The sequence below is a fragment of the Vagococcus sp. 211 genome, assembly GCF_056322705.1.
Map to the genome: position 1 here is coordinate 201,199 of NZ_CM150475.1, position 25,948 is coordinate 227,146.

A 25,948-nucleotide genomic window follows, 5' to 3' on the forward strand; every position below is an offset into this window, starting at 1 on the left:
TTTAAGGAGAGGGTTTATAAGTGAAAATTATCATTGTTGGGGGCTCTTTTTCAGGCATCCATTGTGCACTAAAGGCACGCGAGTTATACCCTACTGCACGTATCACAGTTATAGAAAAACAATCAGAAATCGGCTATATCCCTAGTGGACTAACATTATATTTAAAGGATCTCATTTCTGATTTGGATGAAGCCCATTTTATTCAGGCTTCGTACTTAGAAAGTAAAGGCATTACGTTACGGTTATCAGAGGAGGTTGTAAGTTATCAATTTGACAACAAGCAAATAACCACGGACAAAGACTCTTTATTCTATGACCGGTTGGTATTAGCTACGGGGTCATCTCAATCTTCTTATAAATTGAGTATGGAACATGAGTGTTTATTAACGTATAAAACAAAAGCATCCGCACAACAAGTGCTACAAAGCATTAAAGACAAACATAAACTACTAATTGTTGGAGCAGGACAAGCAGGAATGGAGATGGCGAGTGCCTTATACCATCAAAAAAAAGAAGTAGAAATTATCGAAAGCATGTCTTATCCTTTATATAAATATTTTGATCAAGATTTCTTATCAGGGTTTCAAAGGTACTTGAATGGACTGACAGGCATAACGTTTACCTTCAATGAAACGGTTAGAGAATTTGAAGGGGAAGATGAGGTTATATTGAAAGGGAATGACATTATCAGACAAGGAGAGGCTGCTGTGTTGACAGTCAATGTGAGACCGGAATTTTCTCAATTTGACAAACAACTAAAAAGTAACCTTGATGGCACGATTTCAGTGTCACCATACCTAGAGACCTCAGAAAAAGACGTTTTTGCTATTGGAGACTTGATACAAGTGCCTGATAAAGTATCAGGGCATCCAGTTTATTTACCTTTAATAAGTAATGCCATTAAATCAGGGGTTGTCTGTGCTGAAAATTTAGAGAAAAAGACCGTTGCTTATACAGGGACATTACGTATTGTGGGGACCTTTTTATTTGATTACTACCTAGCTAGTTGTGGTTTAACAGAATCGGATAGTTTCTTATACCAAGGTGAGGTAGAGGTAGCTGAATTTGTCAAAACGGTCTCCACCCTAAATCAAGAAACCATTCATATTAAATACGTCTTTGATAAAGACACCCATCGATTATTAGGGGTGCAGCTATTATCAAAAGTTAACATATTAGAGCGTATTAATCGCTATGCTTTAGCCATTGAATCAAATCAGACCATTGAGGAGCTAGAACAGAATGGCATGTTTTATCATCCCTTCTTTGGTTCTCAAGTGGATGGATATAATTTAGCCATTAGTAAGGATGTTGATAAGGGTGAGATATGAGCAATTACTAGAGAAAAAGGAATTGAAACAGGTTGAACTCTTGAAATACCTGATGTTAACAGAAGGTGAAGGGAGTATTCAAGAAGTAGCGAAAGAATTGAGTATTTCTAAAACATCTATGGAGAGTTATCTAGAGGATTTAGTGATTTATTTAGAACCGTACCGACCAGATGTAACAATCAGATATGACGGCACAAGGATAACACTCGATATGTCCTATGATTTTTCTCTGACGCAAGTGGAGAGAAGCTTGTATATGGGGTCTATTAAGTATCGAATTCTTGATTATATTTTTCATCATCCTGACTTTTCTAGTGTGTCCTTGTGTTCAGAACTCATGATTAGTGATTCCACTTTGTATCGTAAAATTAAAGAACTAAATAAAATGTTAAAAGAATTTGATATTGAAATTAGGCACGGAAAAATAGCAGGGGAAGAAAGTCAGATCCGTTACTTTTATTTCCAATTTTACTGGTTTTTAAATCACACTTTTTATAACCACCAAGATCTAGAAAATCAATCTCTGATTAGAGTCATTGAGAAAGGGTTAGAAGTGACCTTTACTTTGGAAAGTCAACGACGCTTAAATTTGTGGTTACAGATTGCAAAAAAGCGGATTACGTTAAGGCATTTGACCTTTGATAAATTCAACCGTAAAATCAAAGCTTATGAGAAAGACCCACTGTACAATAAAGTGCGGACGCTTATGCTTCGATTGGTTGGGAATTATGCCATTGAAGTAGAAGAAGGGGAGGTTATGTTACAATTTTCCTTTCTAATTTCTATGTCTATGCTCTCAATGGATGATTTTTATGATTATTCCTTGATTCGGTCAAGGTTTACACCTACTGCTTGGGCAGATACAATGACGTTAGAAACCATCTTACTTTATTATCGACCTATACTTATTCCAAGAACGCTAGAAAAGCGAATTTATTATCTCTTAGCACAAGCTCACCCTCGCCTTTATTTTTTTACGGGAGATATTGAAATATACGATCAAGAGCACATTTGGCGACTTGAGAATGATTTCTCTAGTCACCCGATGCTTCCGTTGGTCACTCATTTAATGCAAATTTTAGAAGGTAAATTTGACCAGACCACTTTTTCTGAGAGTAATAGCTTGATTGCTCTGACAAAAATCAAATATCTGAGTATTCTTTCAATCATTGATTATGAGACAAACCGTGAAATTGAAGTAGGTGTGTCGTTAGAAATGGAAGACATATACCAAGAAGCTACCCTCAGAATGTTGATGACACAATTGAAAAGCTTGAACGGGGTAGTTTGTGAAGTATATAAACCTGGTAAAGAGTATGATTTAGTCATCACTAATAAAAATGGTTTGAAATGGTCAACGGAAGTTTATTTAATATCAGAGCTTGGTGCAGCTTACGACATGTTGCACATCAGAAAATTAATTCGTCTGATCTATAAGCGAAAAAACAACGTTAAGTTACAACCAATCTACCTATAAATTGTCCGATATCAGATTAATATTTTTGATAAAATGACTGGAATCTGTTGGTAATACTGGATTCCGTCATTTTTTTTGGAAATAAAAAAAAGATTGACTGTTTAAAACTGAAAAAAACGGTTACAATAAAGGTACAAAAAGAAAGCGCTAACTATCAAGGAGGAAAATTAACATGACAGAAAAACAATATATTATGGCAATTGATCAAGGAACAACGAGTTCACGAGCAATTATCTTTGACAAATCCGGTAAAAATATTGGGAGTTCACAAAAAGAGTTTACTCAAATTTTTCCAGAATCAGGATGGGTAGAACACAATGCCAATGAAATCTGGAACTCTGTACAGTCTGTAATTGCAGGTGCCTTGATTGAAACAGGCGTTAGACCAACTGAGATTAAAGGAATTGGTATTACAAACCAACGTGAAACGACTGTTATTTGGGATCGTAAAACAGGACAACCTATTTATAACGCAGTGGTATGGCAATCACGTCAATCAGCACCTTTAGCTGATCAATTAAAAGAAGATGGCCATTCACAAATGATTCATGAGAAAACAGGATTAGTTGTAGATGCTTACTTCTCAGCAACAAAAGTTCGCTGGATTTTAGATCATGTAGAAGGGGCACAAGAAAGAGCTGAGCGTGGAGAATTAGCCTTTGGTACTATTGATACGTGGTTATTATGGAAATTAACAGACGGTGAAGTTCACGTGACGGATTACTCTAATGCTGCGAGAACGATGATGTATAACATTCATGAATTACAATGGGATAAAGAAATTTTAGAGTTATTAAATATTCCAGCTGCTTTGTTACCAGAAGTGAAAAGTAACTCAGAAGTTTACGGACACACTCAAAACTTCCATTTCTACGGAGCAGAAGTACCGATTGCAGGGATGGCAGGAGACCAACAAGCAGCGCTATTTGGTCAATTAGCTTTTGAACCAGGTATGATTAAAAACACATACGGTACTGGAGCGTTCATCGTGATGAACACAGGTGAAAAACCTCAACTATCAAAAAATAACTTATTAACAACCATTGGTTATGGTATCAATGGTAAAGTTTACTACGCTTTAGAAGGTAGTATCTTCGTCGCAGGTTCAGCGATTCAATGGTTACGTGACGGCATGCGTATGATTGATTCAGCACCAGAATCAGAAGAATTAGCGAAAGCATCAACAGGAGATAACAGTGTTTACGTAGTACCTGCTTTTACTGGTCTAGGCGCACCTTACTGGAACTCTGATGCACGTGGGGCAGTCTTTGGTTTAACAAGAGCTACAACGAAAGAAGATTTTGTTAAAGCAACGTTACAAGCGATTGCTTACCAATCAAAAGATGTTATCGACACCATGCAACAAGATGCTGGCATTGACATTCCATTATTAAAAGTGGATGGTGGTGCGGCTAAGAATGACACATTAATGCAATTCCAAGCAGATATCTTAGATATTAAAGTACAACGTGCTCCTAACTTAGAGACAACAGCTTTAGGTGCTGCTTACTTAGCTGGTTTAGCAGTAGGCTTCTGGAAAGACTTAGATGAATTAAGAGAATTCCAAGGCAATGGCCGTATTTTTGAGCCAAACATGGCAGAAGAAGAACGTGAAGATTTATATGAAGGTTGGAAAGAAGCTGTCGCAGCAACGCAAGTATTCAAACGTATTGGAAAACGAAACTAAGGACTGATAGACATGAGTTTCTCATTAAAAGATAGAGAACAATCAAAAGCATTTGTAAAAGAGAATGAAGTAGATGTATTAATTATCGGTGGGGGGATTACTGGAGCAGGAGTAGCAATACAAGCTGCTGCTTCTGGTATGACCACGGCTCTTGTAGAGATGCAAGATTTTGCAGAAGGCACATCCTCTCGTTCAACCAAATTGGTGCATGGTGGGATTCGTTACTTGAAAAATTTCGATGTTGAAGTGGTGTCAGATACAGTGAGTGAGCGTGCAATTGTACAACAAATTGCCCCTCATATTCCCAAAGCAGACCCAATGTTATTACCTATTTATGATGAACCTGGCGCAACTTTTTCCATGTTTTCGGTGAAAGTAGCGATGGATTTATACGATCGATTAGCTGGCGTAACAGGAACGGCTTATGAGAACAAGGTATTAACAAAAGAAGAAGTTTTAGAAAGAGAACCCCAATTAAAAGAAGATAAATTACTTGGTGGTGGGGTGTACTTAGATTTTAGAAACAACGATGCACGTTTGGTAATCGAAAATATCAAGCAAGCACAACGTGATGGCGGCCATATGTTAAGCAGAACTAAGGTGATTGGTTTTACGTATCATGAGACAGGCAAAATATCGGGTGCGATTGTTGAAGATTTAGTCACAGGAGAAGAGTATACCATCAAAGCTCGCGTGGTTATTAACACAACAGGACCTTGGTCGGATACCATTCGACAATTAGCTCCAGGTTATGAGCATGTGTCACAAATGAGACCAACTAAAGGGGTCCATTTAGTCGTAGATAGAAGCAAGTTAAACGTGCCACAGCCAACCTATTTTGATACAGGTCGTGGTGATGGACGTATGGTCTTTGTGGTACCTCGTGAAGAGAAAACTTACTTTGGTACGACAGATACAGACTACGATGGGGACTTCAAACACCCAACGGTCACACAAGAAGATGTGGACTACTTAATCAGTATTGTGAACCATCGTTTCCCAGAAACGACTATCACATTAGAAGATGTAGAAGCAAGCTGGGCTGGACTAAGACCGCTCTTATCAGGAAATGGCGGTTCGGATTATAATGGTGGTAACAATGGTAGTCTAACAGAAGAAAGTTTAGACAACGTGGTACAGGCCGTTGAATCTTATGTTCATGAAGAAGGACAACGTGAAGATGTTGAAAAAGCGATTAAAAATGTAAAAAGTAAGTTAGTCGAAAGCGACGCCAACCCTTCAGCTGTCTCAAGAGGAAGTAGCTTAGAAGTAGATGATAATGGTCTATTAACCTTAGCCGGTGGAAAAATCACTGACTACCGTTTAATGGCAGAAGGTGCATTAGCTCTTATAACGGATATTTTGGCTTCTGACTATGATAAAGACTTTACTCCGATTGATTCTAAACAATACCAAGTATCTGGTGGCCGTTTTGATCATAGCCAAGTGGAAGAAAGCTTAGCAGGTTTTGCGAAAGAATTAGCTGTTTCTGAGATTACAGAAGAAGAAGCGTTATTCTTAGCCCATCTATATGGTTCGAACAGTTCAGAATTACTAAACTATCAAGACGTGTTACCTGGTTTAACAAAAGCACAAAGCATGAGTTTGAATTATGCTTTGCATCATGAAATGGTACTAACACCTGTGGATTATTTCTTACGCCGCACTAATTACTTATTATTCATGCGTGACCAGTTAGACCAGATTGATGAAGCAGTCGTTAATGCCATGTCAGCATTTTATGGTTGGAGCAAAGAAACAAAAGATAAGTACTGGGAAGAATTAAAAACCGTCATGGCTGAATCAAGCCTTGAACAATTAAAAAAAGGATGATGAAAAAATGGACTCGAATATGATTCAGATTTTTAGTGAATTTTTAGGAACAATGATTTTAGTATTACTTGGAGATGGCGTTGTTGCTGCAGTCAGCTTAAACAAGAGTAAAGCACAAGGTGCTGGTTGGGTTGCTATTACATTAGGTTGGGGAGCAGCAGTAACGATGGCTGTTTATATCGCAGGCTTTATGGGACCAGCTCATTTAAACCCAGCTGTAACATTAGGTATGGCAATGACAGGTAATGTTGAGTGGCGTTTAGTAGCACCATTTATTATCGCACAAGTATTAGGTGGTGTGGTTGGTGCAATCCTTGTATGGATTACTTACATGCCTCATTGGGAAGAAACAAAAGACGAAGCAGCTATCCTTGGAACATTTGCTACAGGACCAGCTATTCGTAATCGTTTTGCTAACACTGTAACAGAAGCTATTGGTACTTTTGTTTTAGTATTCGCTTTACTAGCATTCTCACAACATACGATTGCTGATGGTATGAACCCTGTTCTTGTAGGTGTGTTAATCCTTTCTCTTGGTTTATCATTAGGTGGACCAACAGGTTATGCTATTAACCCAGCTCGTGACTTAGGTCCTCGTATTGCTCACCAAATCTTACCAATTGCTAACAAAGGTGGTTCGGATTGGGGTTATGCATTAGTACCGATTGTTGGACCTATGATTGGTGGAGCCGTTGCTGCATTGTTATGGATGTTAATGCCACTTTAATTAAAATTAAACTAAAGATAAACAAAAAGAGCCGTGATGATCACGGCTCTTTTTTTGTTGTTAGTCTAGGCTAACATTTTTATAATAAGGACTACCTAAGGCACGGTGCACCAATCCTTTAACATTTGGTTTGATTAAGAAGCTTTCGCTAATTTGATAAAGAGGTGTGTAAGGTAATTCTTTCATCATTACTTTGTGGGCATCCACTAATGCGTCAAATCGTTTAATCGGATCATTAGCAAGAGTGGTTGACGCTTCTGTTAATAAATCAGCATATTCTTTGTTTTCCCATTTACCGTAGTTTTGTGGCGTGCCAATGTTCGCTAGTTGTAAGAAGTCATAAGGATCTGAGAAAGTAGCTGACCAACCAGCCAGTACCACATCGAAATCACCTTTAGACATCGCATCTAAACGGTTAGCAAAAGGAACGGTTGATACGTTGACTTTTAAGCCATCCAGTTCGCTCTCTAGCGTTCCTTGGATGTATTCAGCTAACTTCTTAGCAGAGTCTGTATCAGAGGTTAGGAGGCTGAATTCAAGCTTCGTTGAACCAAGTTCTGCTTTCGCTTCTTTCCAAGTTGCTTTGGCTTTGTCTTCGTCATAAGAGAATAAAGTACCAGATGTTTCAGCAAAGTCTGCTTTATCTGCAGGATTCACAATACCGGTCGGAACGAAACCTTTAATTTCTTTGGATCCATCAGCGACAATTTGTTCTGCTATCTGCTTAGAATCTAAGATATACGTAAAGGCTTCACGGACTTTCTGATTGGCTACTAACTCATTTTCAAAGTTGTATTGTAAATAATAGTTAGCTGGGAATTCTCTAATATGTAAATCCGGATTGCCTTGTTCTTGTTGAGCAAACTCACCTTTGATTTGTACCACGTCAGCTTCGTCAGTGTTGTAAAGATTTAGACTGGTACCATTTTCTTTCACCACCGCTACATCGACTTCGTCAATTGCAACTTTATCAGCGTCGTGGAAGTCTTCGTTTTTAGCGTAAGTCCAAGAAGTGTTTGTACCATCCCAGTTTTCTAGAGTGAAGGCCCCGTTATAAACTAAGCTATCACTATTTGTTGCATAAGCATCGCCCGTTTCTTTTACCAGTTTTTCATTTTGTGGATAAAAAGTAGGTTTTGCTAGTAAAGAGCTTAGATAAGGGATCGGATGGTCTAGTGTAATTTCAATCGTATAGTCATCCGTAGCGACTGCCCCTAACTCACTTGGGTCTTTTTTACCCGTTTTAATGTCTTCATAATTCTTGAATCCGTCAAATAAATGAGCGTACTCAGAACCTGTTTCTGGGTTAACTGAGCGTTGCCATGAGTAAATGAAATCATGAGCTGTCACAGGATCTCCGTTACTCCATTTGCCGTCATCTCGCATGTTAATCACGTATTTTTTACCGTCATCTGTTGGTTCTGCTACTTCTTTTGCAAGGGCTGGTTGACTAGTGCTGTCATCACTGAATTCATAAAGCCCTTCCATTACTTGGCTGATTGCTGAGAAACTTACCACGTCAGTGGCTAATGAAATATCCATTGTTGGTAATTCTGATGACTCAATAACGTGTAAGACTTGTTTTGTTTCCTTGTTATCTTCTTTTTTACCAGCGTCTTCTTTGGTATTTGCATTATTAGAGCAAGCTGCTAATAATAATACCGATGTTAAGACAACCCCATATTTACTAATTACTTTCATAAAACTCCTCCTAAAAAACTATATTAAAAAACAGTTAGTATTTTAATCACTTTATAATATAGTTGACTGTTATGTCAAGAATTATTTATTAATTGTTGATTTAATAGCTTTTTTATATGAGAAAACAAAGAGATTTGTTATTGATTTATTGGGTAGATAGGCTATAATAGTCATAAAATCAACGAGAAAAACAATTGGAGGAGAAACATGAATAAAGAAAAAGCAATTAACACCATTAAGGAATTATCATCATTAAATGGCGTGTCTGGTTTTGAAGAAGAGGTAGGGAAATACGTGGCTTCTGAATGGGCTAGTTTAGGCGATGTGAGTTCAGATGGCATAAAAAACGTGTATGTTTCTCATAAACATAACAAAAAAGAACAGCTAGTAGTACAATTAGACGCTCATAGTGATGAAGTTGGGTTCGTGGTTCAAGGGATTCAACCCAATGGACTATTACGCTTTTTACCTGTGGGAGGGTGGGTAGCAAGTAATGTAGCTGCTCAAAAAGTAAGAGTTAGAACCCGTTCTGGGAAGTATCGTATCGGGATTGTGACGAGCAAACCGCCCCATTTTATGAGCGAACAAGAACGACAACAAGGGGTATCTTTTGATAGTTTATCGATTGATATTGGAGCAACCTCTGCTAAAGAAGTGTCAGAGGTCTTTGATATTGGGATTGGCGCACCTGTGGTTCCTGATGTGGACTGTGTGTATGATGACGAAACAAGGCTATTTTTAGGTAAGGCTTTTGATTGTCGTATTGGTGTGGCATGCATGATGGATGTCTTAAGTGACATTGAGGACAAAGAGTATGATTTTAACGTGGTTGGAACTCTTACCTCTCAAGAAGAAGTAGGTTTAAGAGGCGCACAGGTGGCTGTCAGAAAAGTTAAACCAGACATTGCCATTGTATTTGAAGGCTGTCCAGCGGATGATTTTGCCCCAAACGACTATATGACCCAATCAGCTATTGGTAAAGGACCGATGTTACGTCATTTTGATGTATCCATGATTACGAACCCAGAATTTCAAGGGTTCGCTTTAGAAATGGGTAAAAAGTATGGCTTACCTGTGCAAGATTCTGTCAGAAAAGGTGGTGGAACGAACGGGGCGTCGATTAATCTGTACGAAGGGGCTCCGGCCATTGTTGTGGGGATTCCAGTAAGATACGCTCATACCCATCACTGTTATGTATCCTTTGAGGACTACGAAGCAGCGAAACAATTAGTAATCGCTATGTTGGATGAGTTAACGCCAGATAAGATAGAAGAATGGATCCATCCTTTCGCTTAAGAGAATATCCGACACAAAAAAAGGAACCCCGTAAAGGGTTCCTTTTTTATTCTGCCACAGTGTTATCTGTGCTACTGCTACTTTCTTCAAAGGTTTCTGGTGAATTTGTTTCAGCCGTGTCCACTTCTTCTGGATTAAAGTAAGTGAGTAGTCCTTCGTAGACGGCTTTTGCCACCCGTTCATGGTATTTAGGGTGTTGTGCGTATTGTGCGTCTAAATCGTTATTAATATACCCTAGTTCTAGTAAAATAGCAGGGCGTTTATTTTCACGTAAGACTTGGTAGTCTTGTGTTCCAAATCCTCTGTTATCAAGAGGTAAGAGGCTTGCTATTTTATCGTTGACCGCTTGAGCCAAAGGTTGATCTTCTTTGTGTAAATAGAAGGTCGTTGTTCCTGACCCCTCATTAGGATTAGGAGTGGAGTCATAGTGGAAGCTAATAAAGGCATCGGCATGGCTTTTGTTACTAATATCAGCAATTTTAGACAGTGGGACAAAGTCATCTTTGTCCCGAGTCATCATCACAGTAAACCCATTTTTTTCTAACACATGACGGACTTCTTTAGCAGTCGCTAAGGTCACATTTTTTTCTAAGGTTTCTCCATTATTTGATTCAGCCCCAGGATCGCTGCCTCCATGCCCAGGATCTAACATAATCCGGTATTCAGCCATGGGCGTCGCAGGTCTTTTATCTAGAGCTTCTGGTTTGTTACTTGTTACTTCAAAAGGATGAAGGTATCCCGTTTCCCCAGATTGCGTGGTGACTTTATACCAATGCTCTTGTTCTTCGTTAAAGGTTACTTGTTCACCGTACTCTAGAGTAATATCAGAAATAGCTTTCCCTGTTTTTTCCGTTTTTAGGCGAGCAGTGTCTGTTGCGATACGTAAGGTAGTATTTTCGTCGATTTTTCCGCGCTGTTTTTTTCTGATAGAAACAGTTTCAGAAGGAACAAAGCCATATTGATCGCCCACAAGGACACGGGCCCAGCCATTTTTTTCTAAGGTAACTGTGACTTTTTGCTTCCGTTTGAGGGTACTGAGTGTTTTACTTTTTTTACTGTCTTTTTGTTTCAAATCAACGCTTCTCTGATTAATGATGGCAGGTAGTTGTGTAAAGGGGCCAGAAGTCCCATCAAAAATCAACCAATCAGCTACCCAACCTTCCGTTTTATCAGGGGTGATAATTTGGTACCAGTCGCCTTTTTTGTCAGTGATTCTTACCTGATCTTCCTGATGAACTTGGGTTAGGATGTCACTTGTCACACTAGGAGATTCTCGAACGTTTAGGGCTAAGACTTTAACATCTACAATTTGACTATTCCCCTTCATAAAAATAAAGCCCACAATAACCAGGCTGATGATAAGGATATTAATAATAAAAAGTTTGATAGTATTTCTACTATTATCTGAATTTCTCACAACGTAATCTCCAATTTTTTTATAGTGCCCTTATTATAGCAAAAAAATGGATTTAAAAGTAGTTTTGATGATTTATCTTAGTAAATTCTATTGACTTTTTTTGCATTATCTAGTAATTTTAGTAGTAATATCAATGATAGAGAAACACCTTTAGGAATTACTTAAAGAGAAGGCTAGCATGGTGAAAGCAGCCCAGTAAAATAAAGGTCAGACACTCTGGAGATGAATGATTAAAGTCATTCCGTTAGCGAGCGTTAATCGTCTGAGTGGGAAGTTAAGAGTAACTTCCAATGATAGGTGGTACCGCGTGTGTGTAATCATTCGTCCTTGTGTGTTTAACAAGGGCTTTTTTTATTGTTTTTAAAGAAAAAAAGGGGCGATAATTATGACAAAAAGAACCAATTATTGTGGACAAGTTTCAGAAAAGGATTTAGGACAAGAAGTCGTTGTCAAAGGATGGGTACAAAAGCGCCGTGACTTAGGAAATCTTATTTTTATCGATGTAAGAGACCGTGAAGGTATTGTACAAGTTGTCTTTAATCCAGAGGAATCAAAAGAAGCATGGGAAATCGCGGATACGTGCCGTAGCGAATATGTTATCGGTGTGACAGGGACCGTTGTAGCACGTGGAGACTCAGCGATTAATCCTAATATGGCAACAGGTAAAATTGAGATCAGCGCAAGCTCTATTGAAGTGTACAACAAAGCTAAAACGCCACCGTTTACCATCGATGATGACCAAACAATCAGTGATGATGTTCGTATGGCTTACAGATACATGGATATCCGTCGTCCAAGCATGTTAAATAACTTAAAACTACGTCATCACACGAGCCAAGTGATTCGTGAGTATTTAAACGAGAATGACTTTATGGATGTTGAAACACCTTATTTAAACAAATCAACACCAGAAGGGGCTCGTGATTATTTGGTACCGTCTCGTGTTCATCCAGGTCACTTCTACGCGTTACCTCAATCACCACAAACAACGAAACAATTGTTGATGGGTGCAGGGATTGACCGTTATTACCAAATCGTTCGCTGTTTCCGTGATGAAGATTTACGTGGTGACCGCCAGCCAGAATTTACCCAAGTGGATATCGAAACAAGTTTTCTAACAGCGGAAGAGATTCAAGAATACACAGAAAACATGCTACAAAAAGTGATGAAAGATGTGATGGGCTTAGATATTCCATTACCTTTCCCTCGTATGCGTTACGATGATGCTATGGCCCGTTTTGGTAGTGACAAACCAGATACACGATTCGAGATGGAATTAATTGATGTGGCGGAAGCAGTAAAAGACGCCGGATTTAAAGTCTTTGATGCAGCGATTGAATCAGGTGGTGCAGTTAAAGCCTTGAACGCTAAAGGTGCAGCAGCTAATTATTCTCGTAAAGACATGGATCAATTAGGAGAATGGTTAAAACAATTTGGCGCTAAAGGATTAGCTTGGATGAAAGTAGAAGAAGAGGGACTAAAAGGTCCTATCGCCAAATTCTTTACAGAATCAAGCGATGCTCTTATTGCTGCAACCAATGCTGAAGTTGGAGACTTATTATTATTCTGTGCAGACACAAAAGATGTTGTCGCAGCCTCTCTTGGTGCTTTACGTAATCGTTTAGGGAAAGAATTGAACCTAATTAATGAAGATCAATTTAACTTCTTATGGATTGTTGATTGGCCATTATTTGAATACGATGAAGACGCAGGCCGTTACATGGCAGCGCACCATCCGTTCACGATGCCAAAAGAAAGTGATTTAGACTTATTAAAAACAGACCCAAGTAAAGTATATGCTCAGGCTTATGATGTTGTATTAAACGGTTATGAGTTAGGTGGAGGCTCACTACGTATCTTTAAACGTGACGTTCAAGAAGACATGTTTAAGGCACTAGGGTTCACAAAAGAATCAGCAGAATCACAATTTGGTTTCTTACTAGATGCTTTAGAATATGGCTTCCCACCACATGGAGGGATTGCTTTAGGATTAGACCGATTGGTTATGTTATTAGCTAAAAAAGATAACATTCGCGAAGTGATTGCGTTCCCTAAAAACAGTCGTGCTACCGACTTAATGACCCAAGCACCAAGTGTGGTTTCTACAGAACAACTCGGTGAATTAAGTCTGTCAATTGTTAAGGAAGAGAACAAGTAAGAGTTGAAAAACTAAGGAGTTATTACAACCATGTTGAAAGTTAACCATTGGAAAGATCAACTAATTGAAGATGGGTATATGGAAAAAATGTCCATCGCAGTAGTGAATGGGATACTACAAGCCGTTGCCTTGAATATGTTTTGGCGTCCTGGTCACATATACGCCAGCGGGATTACGGGATTAGGACAAATTATTGTGACACTGACAGAAACAGTTTCCAATATCAATCTACCAATGAGTGTGGTGTTATATTGTTTAAACATCCCCTTATTTATCCTAGCTTGGAAAAAAATAAGCAGGAAATTTACAGTATTTACGATGTTTTCAGTTTTTATGACATCTTTATTTATTCAAATTATCCCAGTGACTGAATTATCAAAAGATCCCATCATTTGTGCCATTTTTGGTGGGGCATTATGTGGGTTAGGAATTGGTTTAGCTTTACGACATGGTTTATCTTCTGGTGGTCTAGATATTGTGAGTATGACCATTCGCAAAATGACAGGCCGTAATGTAGGTGCCATGAATATCATTTTTAACACCTGTATTATTATGACTTCTGGCTTTTTATTTGGCTGGCCTTATGCCTTTTACAGTGCTTTCTCAATTTTCGTTAATGGAAAAGTAGTGGACATGGTATTTACCAAGCAGAAAAAAATGCAAGTAATGATTATTACATCTAAACCAGAGGCTGTAGTGGAAGAAGTTCAAAAAAGAATTCGCCGAGGCATCACGATTTTAAATGATGCTGAAGGTGCCTTTAGCCATGCGGAACAAAAAGTATTGATTACTATCATCACCCGTGATCAAATTCCTTTTTTAGAGCATGCGATGCGCCATTCAGACCCCAAAGCGTTTGTTAGTATCTCAGAAAACGTGACGGTTATGGGGAATTTTTACGAACAAGTGGATTAAAAAAAGAGACCTTAGGGTCTCTTTTTTTTGTCCAAGTAGCGTTCTTTTTGAGGTCTAGATAGTTGTTTGAAGGCATACTCCGCCTTCATCGCGGCACTTCGTGTGTCAAAGATTTCGTGATGAATCATTTTGGCTGGTCGTCGTTTGGCAAGTCTTGTGTATTTAGCGCCTTTACCAGAGTTATGCTCTTCTAATCGTCTGTCTAGATCAATGGTATACCCTCCATAAAAGGTGTTATCCTTACAGAGCAAAACGTAAAAGTAATGATTAGTTGTTGCCATGTAACATCTCACTTACTTCAGGTAGGTAGTTGTTTTCTTCATCGTAGACGACAAGGGGCGGTAAAATTTTCAGTCCGTCTAACTTGCCGTCTTTAATGCCTTCAATGAGTAAAATGTTTGCTTCCTTATGGGCTTTAGGGTAGACAAATTGTATCCGTTTTGGCGCTATTCGGTGTTGCTTCATACTATCCAAAATATCTAATAACCGGTCAGGTCGATGAACCATAGCGATTTTCCCGTTCATTTTCAACAATCTTGACGCATTGGAGAAAACATCGTCAAGACTGAGATGGATTTCGTGTCTTGCGATAGCTAAATGTGGGTTAGGATTTTTTTTGCTATTCGGTTGTGTCTTAAAGTAAGGGGGATTACATGTAATGAAATCAATGGAATCTGTAGGGATGAGAGACGTGATGTCTTTGATGTCCCATTGTTCCATGGTGACCTGTTCTTCTAAATGATTTAACTGAATGCTTCGAAGCCCCATATCAGCAAGACGATCTTGTAGTTCAATGCCTCGAATCAAGGCGTTGGTTCTAGGTTGCATAAAAAGAGCAACAGCCCCGTTACCAGAGCAAAAATCCACAATTGTCCCTCGTTTTGGAATAGAAGCAAAGTGGGCGAGTAAAACAGCATCTAAGGAAAAAGAAAAGACCTCAGGACTTTGAATAATTTGCATGTTTTGGGAAACAAGTTGGTCAATACGTTCTCCAGGTTTTAGTAAATCAGACATAAGAAACTCCTTTATTTTGTATTCCATTCATTATAACAAAGGACAGAAAGAAATACTTGCAAGTTAATTGAAATTTAGGCATACTTAGGAAGAATTCAAAGAAAAGGATGAGACAAATGTACCGATTTCTCTTACAAGTTGTACGAGTATTGACTTTTTTAATTAATACTAATGCGCACTATGAAGGCACTGAAAATTTACCAAAAGACGATAATTATGTTCTTGTTGGTCCTCACAGAACCTGGTTTGAACCCTTGTACTTTGCCATGGGTGCTTGGCCAAAGACCTTTAGCTTTATGGCGAAAAAAGAATTGTTTGATAATAAACTATTAGGGTACATCTTGACCAAGTGTCATGTTTTCCCTGTTGACCGTGACAATCCTGGCCCAAGTGCCATTAAAACACCAGTAAAAACGTTAAAAAATACGGATCGAAGCGTTATGGTTTTTCCAAGTGGTAGCAGATATTCTGATGACTTAAAAGGCGGCGCGGCTTTAATTAGTAAGCTAGGGAAAGTCAACATTGTCCCTGCGGTGTATCAAGGCCCACTGACTTTCGGAAAATTATTTAGTAAACGCCGTGTGACCATTAAATACGGTGAACCGATTGATATTTCAGATATTAAAAAAATGAATAAAGAGGGAATTGAAGAGGTAGAACGCCGAATGCAAGCGGCCTTTAGCCAATTAGATACGGAAATCAATCCTGATTTTGTGTATCGTGTTCCAACGAAAAAGAAATAAATGTTTTGTCCTTATGGGCAAGGCATTTTTTTATTTTAGAAATAACCCATCATAAATACTCGTTTAATGGGAAATTTGGTATAATGATAAGAAGGCCTTTTTTAGGAGGATGAAAATGAAATTTTTACATACAGCAGATTGGCACATCGGACGTAAGTTAAATGGGTATTCCTTATTGGAAGAGCAAGAAGATGTGTACAAACAAATGCTACAAATTGCCAAAGAACAGGAAGTCGATGCCATCATCGTCGCTGGAGATTTATATGACCGGTCGGTTCCATCTGTGGATGCGGTGGCATTACTTAACAAGATGATGATTGATATGAATTTAACCCATCGTTTTCCAGTGTTAGGGATTTCTGGTAACCATGACAGTGGGACACGTTTAGAGACCGGTGCGCCTTGGTTGAAGGCTTCGGGTTTTCATCTACATACGCGGTTAGAGCAAGCTTTTGAACCCGTGGAAATGAAGAATGTGCAATTCTTCTTATTGCCTTATTTTGAACCCTTCCATGCTCGAGAGTATTTTGGGGATGACAGCATTAGAGACATTCAAACAGCCATGCCTCTCGTGATTGAAGAGATGATGACGTCTTTTGATAGCACCAAAAAACAAGTACTCGTGGGGCACTTTTTTGCGACAGGGAGTAGCAAAGGAGAGTCTGAAACGCCTTTAGAAGTAGGGGGGTTAGATAATGTGCCTCTTAATGTTTTAGATGTGTTTGATTACGTTGCTTTAGGGCATTTACATAGTCCAAATGCCTTAACTCAAAGTGAGAAGATTAAATACAGTGGCTCATTACTTAAATATTCACTGTCTGAGGAGAACCAAACAAAAGGAGTTCGGCTTGTGGCGTTTACTGAGGAGGGGATGGATCAACAGTTTTACCCAGTAACCCCTTTAAGAGACGTGAAGCAACTAACCGCTTCCTTTGAGACCTTGGTATCTAAAGATTATTATGAAAGTATTAACAGAGAGAACTATTACGGCATCACGTTGACTGATAAAGTTGTTATTGTGGATGTGTTAAACCAATTGAGAGAAATTTACCCTAATATTATTAGTCTAGAGCGAGCTCATCTAAAGAAAGTTTCCCATCATTCTTTAGTATCAGATAGTGAATCTGAGGGCAGTTTAAAACCAGAAGAACTCATCAAGAGATACTATGAGGAAGTGGCGAGTGTCCCATTAACAGAGGGGCAAAAAGACTGGTTAGAACAGAGCATTATAGAGTACAAAAAAGAACGTTAGGAGGGATAAGCATGCAACCTATTCGCTTAAGTTTAGTTAATTTTGGTCCTTATGAGGAGACAACCATTGATTTTTCAGATTTTTATGCTCAGTCTTTATTTTTGATTACAGGTAAGACGGGGGCTGGGAAAACAACGATTTTTGATGGCATGTCTTATGCTTTATACGGTCAAACATCAGGAAGGCAAAGGCAAGGAAAAGAAATGCGGTCTAATTTCGCTGATCCTAAAATTAAAACCAAAGTAACTTTTGAATTTAAACAGAAAAACCAACGGTATATCATTGAAAGGGAGCCCGAACAGCGAGTGAAAAAACAACGCAGTGAGGGATTTACCAATCAGGCTTCTAAAGTCACACTGACAGTGTTTGATGAAGAAGGAGAAGAGGTTAACCAATTAACCAAACAAAGAGATGTTGGGATTTTTCTGGATGACTTACTAAAGTTAAATCAAGAACAGTTCACACAAATTGTGATGTTGCCTCAAGGTGAATTTAAGCAATTTTTAAGTGCTGATAGTAACGATAAAGAAAATGTTTTGCGTAAATTATTTAATACTTATTTTTACCGAGATATCGCTCAATCAATAAAAGAGCAGAAAAAAATCTGGGAGAAAGAGCTAGGTAGTAAGCAGCAAGAGCTTAGGATTGGTTTGAGTCATCTTGAATGGGACGAAACGTACCAAGAAAAAATAGCATTAGCTGTAACGGTTGAGGATATCTTATCTTTATATGAAGAACAACGTTTAGTATATGAAGAAGACTTAAACAAGGCCAAAGAAGAACAGGCAAAACGCGTGATAGAGACGCAAGCCTTAATTCAAAAAGAAAAAGAACAAGAGCAGCTCATAGACGCTTACAAAGAGTTGCAAAAAGTAGAAGAAGAGCTTGTCTTATTGGCAGCTACTAAAGACCAGATAGAGGAAGAAAAACAGACCTTATTCCAACTGAAAAACATTGAGAAAAGTGCCCCTGTATACTATCAACTGATGGAACAAAAACAAGATATCATGACAAATGAAGCCAGTCAGTTAGAAACAAAGGAACAGCTATCTGTTACAAATAAAGCGTTAGAGGCAGCAAGACAAACGCTTCAATCAGTGAATGAAAAAGCGAAAGAAAAAGCAGCATGGGAGCAAGAAATAAGAGAGTTGGAAAGAGTGCAACCTCTGTTTGAAAAAAAAGAACAGATGACGCTTAAAAAAAGACAACAAGAAGAAGCGTGGCAAAAAGAACAAACCATACGACAAGCTTTGGAGGAACAACTCACTCAGATTGAGACCCAAATGGTACGCTTGCAACAAGAAGAAGCTAAGCGTCCAGATTATTTATTAGAACAGCAAGAGCTGAAAGAGTTAGCGATTCACATCGGCAACGTTGATTTGTCTATGGAAGAACATAAACGATTAGAACAACAACATCTGGCATGTACTCGTGAGATAACTAAAAACATTGGTTTGACTGAAGAATTTCAACATAAATTGCAGGATGTTGAGACAAACAGGCAAGAAAAAAACAATGACTGGTTGAAAGCGCAAATTGCTGTACTGAGTGCTCAATTAGTGCAAGAAGAGCCGTGTCCTGTTTGTGGTTCTAAAGAACACCCTTCCCCAGCCTATGAACGAGTGTTGAGCAAAGAGGAATTGGCTATATTAGAACAAGAAGTTGCGGACTTAGAGACGCAAAGAGATAGTCTTAAAGAAAAGATAGCCTCACTCCAGCAAGAAATGTGCCATTTACTAGAACAACAAGAAGAATTAGAAGCAGCCAGAGAAGTATGTCACACACGATTATCCACTGAATTAGAAGGAATCGGGTTAACAGAAACGGACGCTTTAAAACAATTAAAAGAAAAACATAAAGAAACATCTGAAGCAAACAGTATGTCACTTCAGGTATTAGAGCAACAAGTAGAAGAGCTTAACGCCTTAAAAGAAGAGCATACTGCCTGTCAAAAAGACCTAGAAAAGACACAGGCAAACAGTCAAAGACTAGAAATGGAAAAAGCTGTGTTGGAACAACAGCTGGTTGATCTAAGGGCTCAACTACCAGAGGGATTTGACACCGTAGAGTCGTTGTTACATCAGATGACAGTAAGAGAGGCACAATTAGCAGAGTGGGAACATCAGCTAGAGACGGCAACTAAAGAAATAAAGGCGCTTGAAACAAGGCAAGGGAGCCTGCTTACATCGAGGGGCTATTTAACTGATTCTTACGAAGTGTTGTTAACCAAACAAACTGTGACACAAAGCAAACTAGAGGTTGTATTAAAAGAATTAGACTTAGATGTGTTAAACTATGAGTCTCTTTTAGAGTCGTTAGTAACGATACCCAAGCTTGAAGAAACTATCACGGCATATGAAGAAAAAACCCGGATTGTTGGTCATGACCGGGAACGCTTAAGAAGACAAATTGGTCAACAGGTATTGCCCGAGATAGAGTTAATCAAACAGGAATTGGTGGAACGACAAAAAGAAGAAGAAGTAGGACAACAAATTATTGTGACGCAACATTATAAACTAGAACAAAACAAGAAAGTTATGTCACAAGCTGTTAGAACCTTAGATGAGATGGGGAAAGAGCGCCAACAATTGGAAGAGCTGACCCTATTATCAGATGTGTTGAACGGTGACACTGCTAACAAATTGAGTATGGAGCGGTTTGTTCTACAAACCTATTTACGTCGTATATTACATGTGGCAAATGATAAATTATTAGTCTTAACCAATGGCCGTTACCGCTTTGAATTAAATGAAGAGCAAGGATCGTATAAGAGTCAAACCGGTCTTGAAATTAATATTTTTGATGATAATGTAGGGGCCTTAAGGAGTGTCAATACATTGTCAGGTGGGGAAAGCTTTATTGCCTCCCTGTCTTTGGCATTATCTTTAGCAGAAGTGATTCAACACGAAGCAGGAGGCATTCAAATCGATGCCATGTTCATTGATGAGGGCTTTGGCTCCTTAGATGAAGATGCGTTAGAGATGGCCATTCGTTCTTTAGAAATGATTCAAGGAGATGGCCGTTTAATCGGTATTATTTCCCATGTGAGTGAACTAAGGGAGCGAATACCGCAACAGTTACAAATAAAATCAAATACTAGAGGTCGAAGTGAGATTGCAACGACCTTAGAATTGTAGTTAGGGAGTGAGTCAATGAAGTGGTCAATTCCAGAAAAAGTAGTAGAAGAAGGTCGTGCCTACGCAAAAGAAGGCCGAGTTGTTTCAGTAAGTAAGAATGAGGAACAACAGGTATGGTACGCAGATGTCATTGGTTCAGAAGTGTTCCATATTGAACTAGACGGGACGGCGAGAGAGGAAGATGTGTGTCAATGTCAGTATTGGCACCAACACGGATTTTGTAAGCACACTGTCGCAGTTGAATTAGCCATGAGGGACAAAGGAATTAATCGTTATATTAAAAAGAAAGTTGTGGCTGAAAAAGCTTACCAACCCCCCTCTCATGCAGATATTTTTTCTAAAAGTTTTGAAAGATTACAGTCTATGGAAACGGAAAAAATGTTTGTTTCAAGTGATCCTTTAAAAGTAGAGTACTTTTTAGATGTGGTAGAAACCTTATCTTATCATCCAGAACAATCGGTGATTGGCATGAGCTTGAAGATTGGAGGCAGATACCCTGGTGCTAGAACTTACGTGGTAAAACACCTGGAAGAATTTTTGTCTGTGTATGAATCGAGTGGTGGATACAAAATCAATGATCATGAATTTGAACTGGGTACCACATCATTCTTACAAAAAGATCGTCAGTTATTGGACCGGTTAGTGACCATTAGTAATGACCAAGAGCTGCTCAATCAAACGGGTGTTCAACAAAAAGGGAAAATCAATCGTCGTTATCTCTTATTAGATAAGACGAACGCTCATTATTTTATTACTGCCTTACAAGAACGTGGCGAGTTGAATCTGAAAATGGAAGAAGATAAGAAACAGACCTTGACCTTTAAAGAAGGCTTACTGCCAATTGACTTGTCTATTTCACCAATCGGCTTGTCAGACTATAAAGTGGAGATAGACAATCGCGTCGAATTGTATTTAGAAAAGTATCAGTGGGCATTTGGGGCACATTCTGTGTACCAATTATCACATGATCAAGTGAAACGCTATGAATTGTTAATCCAGTTATTGAAGCGATTGGAAGAACCTGTTTTGCGATTTTCAAAAGATAATGTGGGTGATTTGTTCTCTTATATATTGCCAAATATGGAAGAGATTGCAACCATTCATGTCTCTGATATGCTTGTGTCTGAAATGATACGAGTGCCATTAACAACACGCCTTTATATTGAAAAAAAGGACGCTCATTTATCCGCGCGAGTGGACTTTATGTACGAAGATGTGACGTTCTCATCTGATGCCGCATTTGACACACATACCGGAAAAGAAAATCAGGTTATTCGTAATCAAGTCCAAGAAAAACGCATCGAAACATTACTTGGCCATTTTGGGTATGCTAAAAGACAAACATCATTTGAAAAATTGTTGCCATTGGAGCATGAACTGTATTCATTTATACGAGAAGAAGTCCCAACATTAAGACGCTATATGACCGTTGAATTGGCTGATAATGTGTCCGAAATGTTCTTAAACACAGGTAATCACCAACCAAAAGTACGTATTCAAGAAGATGGTTCTTGGTTAGATATCCAATTTGATATCTCTAATATTGAGGACTCAGAGGTGAATGACGTCTTAGTTAGTCTGATGAAACAACAAGATTTTCATCAATTAGCAAACGGACAAATGCTATTCCTGGACGATGAAGGCTTCCAACAAACCAGCCATGTCTTGCAACAATTAAGAGATGACGTGAAGGTTCGTAAAGGGAAATTAGAAATACCTAAGTACCGAAGCTTGATGATTAGCGACGTGTTATCTGAGGTAGAAGAGGTGGAAACAACTCTAGATTTCAATCAAATGGTGACGGATTTAACCACACCTGGAGACTTTGATGTGGCTTTACCTAAAGGCATCCAAGCAACCCTTAGAGATTATCAAGTGGCAGGGTTTAAGTGGTTGAAAATGTTGAGTCGCTATCAATTTGGTGGTATTTTAGCCGATGATATGGGGCTGGGTAAGACCTTACAAACCATCACTTACCTATTATCTGAAAAAGAGGATGGCCTTTTAACCAAGCCATCTCTAATCGTAGCCCCTGCGAGTTTGCTTTATAACTGGCAATTAGAAATTAAACGTTTTGCACCAGAGTTGTCATGCCAAATTATTACAGGTGCTAAAAATGAAAGAGCTGAATTATTAGACAAAATGACAGGGATAGACATTATCATCACGTCCTATTCTACTTTGCGTCAAGACAGCGAACTGTACCAAAGCATTGGTCTTCATAGCTTAATACTTGATGAAGCTCAAATGATAAAAAATGCGGCAACGAAAACGTTCCAAGCGATTGAAACCTTAAAAGCAGATCGTCATTTTGCTTTAAGTGGGACACCGATTGAGAATAAACTAGAGGAATTATGGTCGATATTCCGTATCTTAATGCCAGGATTTTTCCCCTCGTTACGTAAGTTTAAGCAATTACCAACAGAAAGTATTGCTTTAATGATTCAACCTTTCGTCTTAAGACGTGAGAAGAAGGAAGTATTAAAAGATTTACCAGACAAAGTAGAGACAGACTTGTACAGCAATTTAACGACAGAACAAAAAACAGTCTATGTAGCCTACTTAAAACAAATGCAAGATAGCGTGGCAGCAATGTCTCAAAGCGACATGCGAAAAAATCATGTGTCTATTCTGGCTGGACTGACTAGACTGCGCCAAATCTGTTGTCACCCAGGGTTATTCCTTGAGGATTATGAGGGAGATTCTGGTAAATTGAATCAAGCCTTAGACATTGTAGCGACAGCGAAAGAGAACGGTCGTCGGATTTTGTTATTCTCTCAATTTACAAGCATGTTAGATATCTTAGAAACAGAGTTATCTGAAATTGGGGCAGAAACATTTTACTTACGTGGCAGTACGCCTCTAGAAAAACGACAAGAGATGGTTGACCGATTTAATCGTGGTGAAAAAGACGTCTTCTTGATTTCACTTAAAGCAGGTGGAACTGGACTCAATTTAACAGGGGCAGATACGGTTATTTTATATGACTTGTGGTGGAATCCGGCAGTAGAAGATCAAGCAACTGGCCGAGCACATCGGATGGGTCAAAAAAATAAAGTAGAAGTCTTCCGTCTGATTTCAGAAGGAACGATTGAAGAAAAAATGAATCGCCTTCAAGAAGAGAAAAAAGAACTGTTTAAACAGGTATTGAACTCTGATGAAGTGAAAGATATCTCCCGCATGACCGTTGATGATATTAGAGACATATTAGATGTGGGACGAGACCAGGAGGTATAAGGAAAATGATGTCACGCAAAAATACGTTCTTTTTTGTGATGTACGGCTTAATCATGAGCTTATTTATTGGGATTGTTTCTTTTGTGTTCTTGCTTTTACAAGGTGGCTTAACAGAAATACTATGGGAAACCATACCTAATGAACTTGTGCTAAATCGTTGGTACTTTTTGGTCATGTGTTTGGTGGGTGGTTTGGCAGTAGGCCTTGTGAGAAAGAAATGGGGAAACCTACCTGTGACAGCTCACAGAACCATGACACAATTAAAACAACATCGGACATTGGACTATCGCTTAATTTGGCACAGCTTGGGTATTGCTTTGATTGTTTTAAGTTTTGGAGCAGGGGTTGGACCAGAGGCAGCCTTACTCAGTGGGATTATTTCTTTATCTGTTTGGCAATCAGACAAGTTAAGGTATTATTACTTTAATCAAAAACAATTGGCTCGATTAACCAAAAAAGAACGTCTACTGAGGATGATGAATCCAAGGGATTATTTACAGAAGTATGACCCGATTTTGGCACCAAATAAAGGGAAATTATTAGCAAAAAAACGCTTGTTTAATACGTTATTTATTATCAATGGGACCGCCGCGTTTAGTTTGTTAATGAAAGTGACGAGTCAGCCTTCTTTTGTAAGTAAAATGGGAGAATCGGCCTTTGAGTGGCAAAATGTGTGGTTAATTTTACCTTTATTATTAATAGGCATGTTCTTTAGCCGACTGTATGATAAGGCCTCCCACCAATTAGAGTATGGGTTGCATCGACTATTGCCCTCTGTGATTATCAGAGCTTTGTTTGGTTCGGTTGTGATTTTTGGTGTTAGCCAGTTGTATCCCAATCTTTTGTTTTCAGGTCAAACGAGTATGTCCTTACTAGCAAGTATTGGGCGAAAAGAAACCGTTGCGACTCTGTTACTCCTTGCCATGATTAAACTGTTATTTTTACAGATTTGTTTGCACACAGGATGGGTCGGGGGAGACATTTTTCCTGTTGTCTTTTCAAGTATGATTATCGGCTTTGCTGTTTCAGGACTATTACCTCAGTTTGATGCCCTTTTTATTGTCGCAGTAACAGGGGCGAGTGTTGCTATTAGCGTGTTAAAATCACCGATTCTGGTGGGACTATTTATGATGTTATTTTTCCCTCTTAATTTGGCCCCAGTGATTGGTTTAACGGCATTGTCTTATCTTGCAGTGGATAAAATAATCAAATAAAAAAACAGGTAGCAACAAGTCTAGTGACTTGATGTTACCTGTTTTTCGTTAGATTCAATGGTGTGTCTAATTCCTAGCATATCCTCTTCCAGTTGTTCGATTAAGTGAGAGGTAGCACCGAGACGTTTAGCCACATCTTCACCATGATCGTGGCTTTTATAACGTAAAGTGTGTTCCAAACTTGCCCAGTAATCCATTGCAATCGTTCTAAATTGAATTTCCACATTCAAATGCTCTGTTTTTTGTAAAAAGAAGACAGGAATTTGGACGATCGCATGAAGGCTCCTGTAGCCATTTGGTTTAGGGTGTTTAATGTAGTCTTTAATTTCTACAACAGTAACGTCGCTTTGTTGACTAAGAGCATCAAGAACAAGGTAAATATCGTCGACATAGGAACAAATCACTCGAACCCCTGCAATATCAAATAGTTGTGTCATGATGATGTCTTTTGAAAAATCTAACTGACGTCGTTCGAGTTTTTTGACTAAACTAGGCATGGTTTTAATCCGACTTTGAATGGTATGAATGGCATATTTGTGCTCCATAGCAGGTCGGTAATTGAGTTCTCTGTTAATAATATTAAGTTTAGTTTCCACTTCATCGGCAGCAGAACGGTATAATAAACGCATCTCCATATAGGTATCAAGAGCTGCTACGTAGGAGTTAGTTTGTGTTGCTTCTTGCTTTAAGATAGAGACTAGTTCTTTTGTGTCATACATGTGTATCGCCATCACTTTCTATGGAATAATATAAATAACTTAGCACACATTATGAATAATGAACACCCAAATAGGAAAATTCTCATGAAG

Annotated in this window: 18 protein-coding genes and 1 other annotated feature; of the genes, 13 read left to right on the forward strand and 5 right to left on the reverse strand. The window is 38.7% G+C overall.

The features are described from left to right. The first annotated feature begins 20 nt into the window (after positions 1-20). The 5 genes from ACVWM0_RS01105 (at position 21) to ACVWM0_RS01125 (ending at position 7,055) form a co-directional block, all read left to right on the forward strand. Positions 21-1,331 carry an FAD-dependent oxidoreductase gene (locus ACVWM0_RS01105; protein ID WP_476472814.1) on the forward strand — a complete coding sequence of 437 codons (1,311 nt, stop codon included), beginning with the start codon at positions 21-23 and terminating at the stop codon, positions 1,329-1,331. Beyond that, on the forward strand, positions 1,321-2,808 hold the full coding sequence (locus tag ACVWM0_RS01110) for a helix-turn-helix domain-containing protein (RefSeq protein ID WP_476472815.1): 1,488 nt from the start codon (positions 1,321-1,323) through the stop codon (positions 2,806-2,808). Before ACVWM0_RS01105 ends, ACVWM0_RS01110 begins: the two co-directional genes overlap by 11 nt. Before the next feature lie 172 nt (positions 2,809-2,980). Then, on the forward strand, positions 2,981-4,495 hold the full coding sequence (gene glpK, locus ACVWM0_RS01115; RefSeq protein WP_476472816.1) for a glycerol kinase GlpK: 1,515 nt from the start codon (positions 2,981-2,983) through the stop codon (positions 4,493-4,495). 12 nt (positions 4,496-4,507) lie between these two features. Next, positions 4,508-6,328: a type 1 glycerol-3-phosphate oxidase gene (gene glpO / locus ACVWM0_RS01120; protein WP_476472817.1), complete on the forward strand. Its 1,821-nt coding sequence runs from the start codon at positions 4,508-4,510 to the stop codon at positions 6,326-6,328. A gap of 7 nt (positions 6,329-6,335) precedes the next feature. Then, a complete protein-coding gene (locus ACVWM0_RS01125) occupies positions 6,336-7,055 on the forward strand; it encodes an MIP/aquaporin family protein (protein WP_476472818.1) in 720 nt (239 codons plus the stop codon). A 60-nt stretch (positions 7,056-7,115) separates the two neighbouring features. Here the strand turns inward: ACVWM0_RS01125 and ACVWM0_RS01130 are convergent, their stop codons facing one another. Further along, positions 7,116-8,756, reverse strand: coding sequence for a peptide ABC transporter substrate-binding protein (locus tag ACVWM0_RS01130; protein WP_476472819.1), 1,641 nt, complete (start codon positions 8,754-8,756; stop codon positions 7,116-7,118). A gap of 207 nt (positions 8,757-8,963) precedes the next feature. Between ACVWM0_RS01130 and ACVWM0_RS01135 the strand changes: the two genes are divergently transcribed. Beyond that, complete coding sequence (locus ACVWM0_RS01135) at positions 8,964-10,052, forward strand: M42 family metallopeptidase (protein WP_476472820.1); 1,089 nt, start codon at positions 8,964-8,966, stop codon at positions 10,050-10,052. A gap of 46 nt (positions 10,053-10,098) precedes the next feature. On the opposite strand, the gene ACVWM0_RS01140 is transcribed toward ACVWM0_RS01135, so the two are convergent. Next, entirely contained in the window at positions 10,099-11,469 is a 1,371-nt protein-coding gene (locus tag ACVWM0_RS01140; RefSeq protein WP_476472821.1) for an N-acetylmuramoyl-L-alanine amidase, read from the reverse strand. A 124-nt stretch (positions 11,470-11,593) separates the two neighbouring features. Next, positions 11,594-11,801 (forward strand) — a binding site (T-box leader). A 53-nt stretch (positions 11,802-11,854) separates the two neighbouring features. Here ACVWM0_RS01140 and aspS point away from each other — a divergent pair. Beyond that, positions 11,855-13,627 (forward strand): aspartate--tRNA ligase, encoded by a 1,773-nt coding sequence (gene aspS, locus ACVWM0_RS01145; protein WP_476472822.1) that lies wholly within the window; start codon positions 11,855-11,857, stop codon positions 13,625-13,627. A 30-nt stretch (positions 13,628-13,657) separates the two neighbouring features. After that, positions 13,658-14,542, forward strand: coding sequence for a YitT family protein (locus tag ACVWM0_RS01150; protein WP_476472823.1), 885 nt, complete (start codon positions 13,658-13,660; stop codon positions 14,540-14,542). Positions 14,543-14,553: 11 nt separating this feature from the next. Here ACVWM0_RS01150 and ACVWM0_RS01155 read toward each other — a convergent pair whose 3' ends face one another. Both ACVWM0_RS01155 and ACVWM0_RS01160 read right to left on the reverse strand, forming a co-directional pair. Next, on the reverse strand, positions 14,554-14,823 hold the full coding sequence (locus tag ACVWM0_RS01155; RefSeq protein WP_476472824.1) for a GIY-YIG nuclease family protein: 270 nt from the start codon (positions 14,821-14,823) through the stop codon (positions 14,554-14,556). Then, complete coding sequence (locus ACVWM0_RS01160) at positions 14,810-15,556, reverse strand: tRNA1(Val) (adenine(37)-N6)-methyltransferase (protein ID WP_476472825.1); 747 nt, start codon at positions 15,554-15,556, stop codon at positions 14,810-14,812. The genes ACVWM0_RS01155 and ACVWM0_RS01160 overlap by 14 nt, the downstream gene beginning before the upstream one ends. Positions 15,557-15,672: 116 nt before the next feature. Here ACVWM0_RS01160 and ACVWM0_RS01165 point away from each other — a divergent pair, with 116 nt between their 5' ends. The 5 genes from ACVWM0_RS01165 to ACVWM0_RS01185 all read left to right on the forward strand — a co-directional run bounded on the left by ACVWM0_RS01165 (position 15,673) and on the right by ACVWM0_RS01185 (position 25,139). Further along, entirely contained in the window at positions 15,673-16,299 is a 627-nt protein-coding gene (locus tag ACVWM0_RS01165; RefSeq protein WP_476472826.1) for a lysophospholipid acyltransferase family protein, read from the forward strand. A gap of 115 nt (positions 16,300-16,414) precedes the next feature. Continuing rightward, positions 16,415-17,551, forward strand: a complete 1,137-nt coding sequence (locus tag ACVWM0_RS01170) for an exonuclease SbcCD subunit D (RefSeq protein WP_476472827.1) — start codon at positions 16,415-16,417, stop codon at positions 17,549-17,551. Positions 17,552-17,562: 11 nt separating this feature from the next. Beyond that, on the forward strand, positions 17,563-20,688 hold the full coding sequence (locus ACVWM0_RS01175) for an AAA family ATPase (RefSeq protein ID WP_476472828.1): 3,126 nt from the start codon (positions 17,563-17,565) through the stop codon (positions 20,686-20,688). Between the two features lie 15 nt (positions 20,689-20,703). Continuing rightward, a complete protein-coding gene (locus ACVWM0_RS01180; protein ID WP_476472829.1) occupies positions 20,704-23,925 on the forward strand; it encodes a DEAD/DEAH box helicase in 3,222 nt (1,073 codons plus the stop codon). Positions 23,926-23,930: 5 nt separating this feature from the next. Continuing rightward, positions 23,931-25,139: a chloride channel protein gene (locus ACVWM0_RS01185; protein WP_476472830.1), complete on the forward strand. Its 1,209-nt coding sequence runs from the start codon at positions 23,931-23,933 to the stop codon at positions 25,137-25,139. 20 nt (positions 25,140-25,159) lie between these two features. Here the strand turns inward: ACVWM0_RS01185 and ACVWM0_RS01190 are convergent, their stop codons facing one another. Beyond that, on the reverse strand, positions 25,160-25,858 hold the full coding sequence (locus tag ACVWM0_RS01190; RefSeq protein WP_476472831.1) for a GTP pyrophosphokinase: 699 nt from the start codon (positions 25,856-25,858) through the stop codon (positions 25,160-25,162). Positions 25,859-25,948 lie beyond the last annotated feature (90 nt).

Bases quoted from the DNA above. Each gene is read 5' to 3' on its own strand.
- glpK (WP_476472816.1), top strand. From the start codon at position 2,981: ATGACAGAAAAACAATATATTATGGCAATTGATCAAGGAACAACGAGT.
- glpO (WP_476472817.1), top strand. From the start codon at position 4,508: ATGAGTTTCTCATTAAAAGATAGAGAACAATCAAAAGCATTTGTAAAA.
- ACVWM0_RS01125 (WP_476472818.1), top strand. From the start codon at position 6,336: ATGGACTCGAATATGATTCAGATTTTTAGTGAATTTTTAGGAACAATG.
- ACVWM0_RS01130 (WP_476472819.1), bottom strand. From the start codon at position 8,756: ATGAAAGTAATTAGTAAATATGGGGTTGTCTTAACATCGGTATTATTA.
- ACVWM0_RS01135 (WP_476472820.1), top strand. From the start codon at position 8,964: ATGAATAAAGAAAAAGCAATTAACACCATTAAGGAATTATCATCATTA.
- aspS (WP_476472822.1), top strand. From the start codon at position 11,855: ATGACAAAAAGAACCAATTATTGTGGACAAGTTTCAGAAAAGGATTTA.
- ACVWM0_RS01150 (WP_476472823.1), top strand. From the start codon at position 13,658: ATGTTGAAAGTTAACCATTGGAAAGATCAACTAATTGAAGATGGGTAT.
- ACVWM0_RS01155 (WP_476472824.1), bottom strand. From the start codon at position 14,823: ATGGCAACAACTAATCATTACTTTTACGTTTTGCTCTGTAAGGATAAC.
- ACVWM0_RS01160 (WP_476472825.1), bottom strand. From the start codon at position 15,556: ATGTCTGATTTACTAAAACCTGGAGAACGTATTGACCAACTTGTTTCC.
- ACVWM0_RS01165 (WP_476472826.1), top strand. From the start codon at position 15,673: ATGTACCGATTTCTCTTACAAGTTGTACGAGTATTGACTTTTTTAATT.
- ACVWM0_RS01170 (WP_476472827.1), top strand. From the start codon at position 16,415: ATGAAATTTTTACATACAGCAGATTGGCACATCGGACGTAAGTTAAAT.
- ACVWM0_RS01175 (WP_476472828.1), top strand. From the start codon at position 17,563: ATGCAACCTATTCGCTTAAGTTTAGTTAATTTTGGTCCTTATGAGGAG.
- ACVWM0_RS01180 (WP_476472829.1), top strand. From the start codon at position 20,704: ATGAAGTGGTCAATTCCAGAAAAAGTAGTAGAAGAAGGTCGTGCCTAC.
- ACVWM0_RS01185 (WP_476472830.1), top strand. From the start codon at position 23,931: ATGATGTCACGCAAAAATACGTTCTTTTTTGTGATGTACGGCTTAATC.
- ACVWM0_RS01190 (WP_476472831.1), bottom strand. From the start codon at position 25,858: ATGTATGACACAAAAGAACTAGTCTCTATCTTAAAGCAAGAAGCAACA.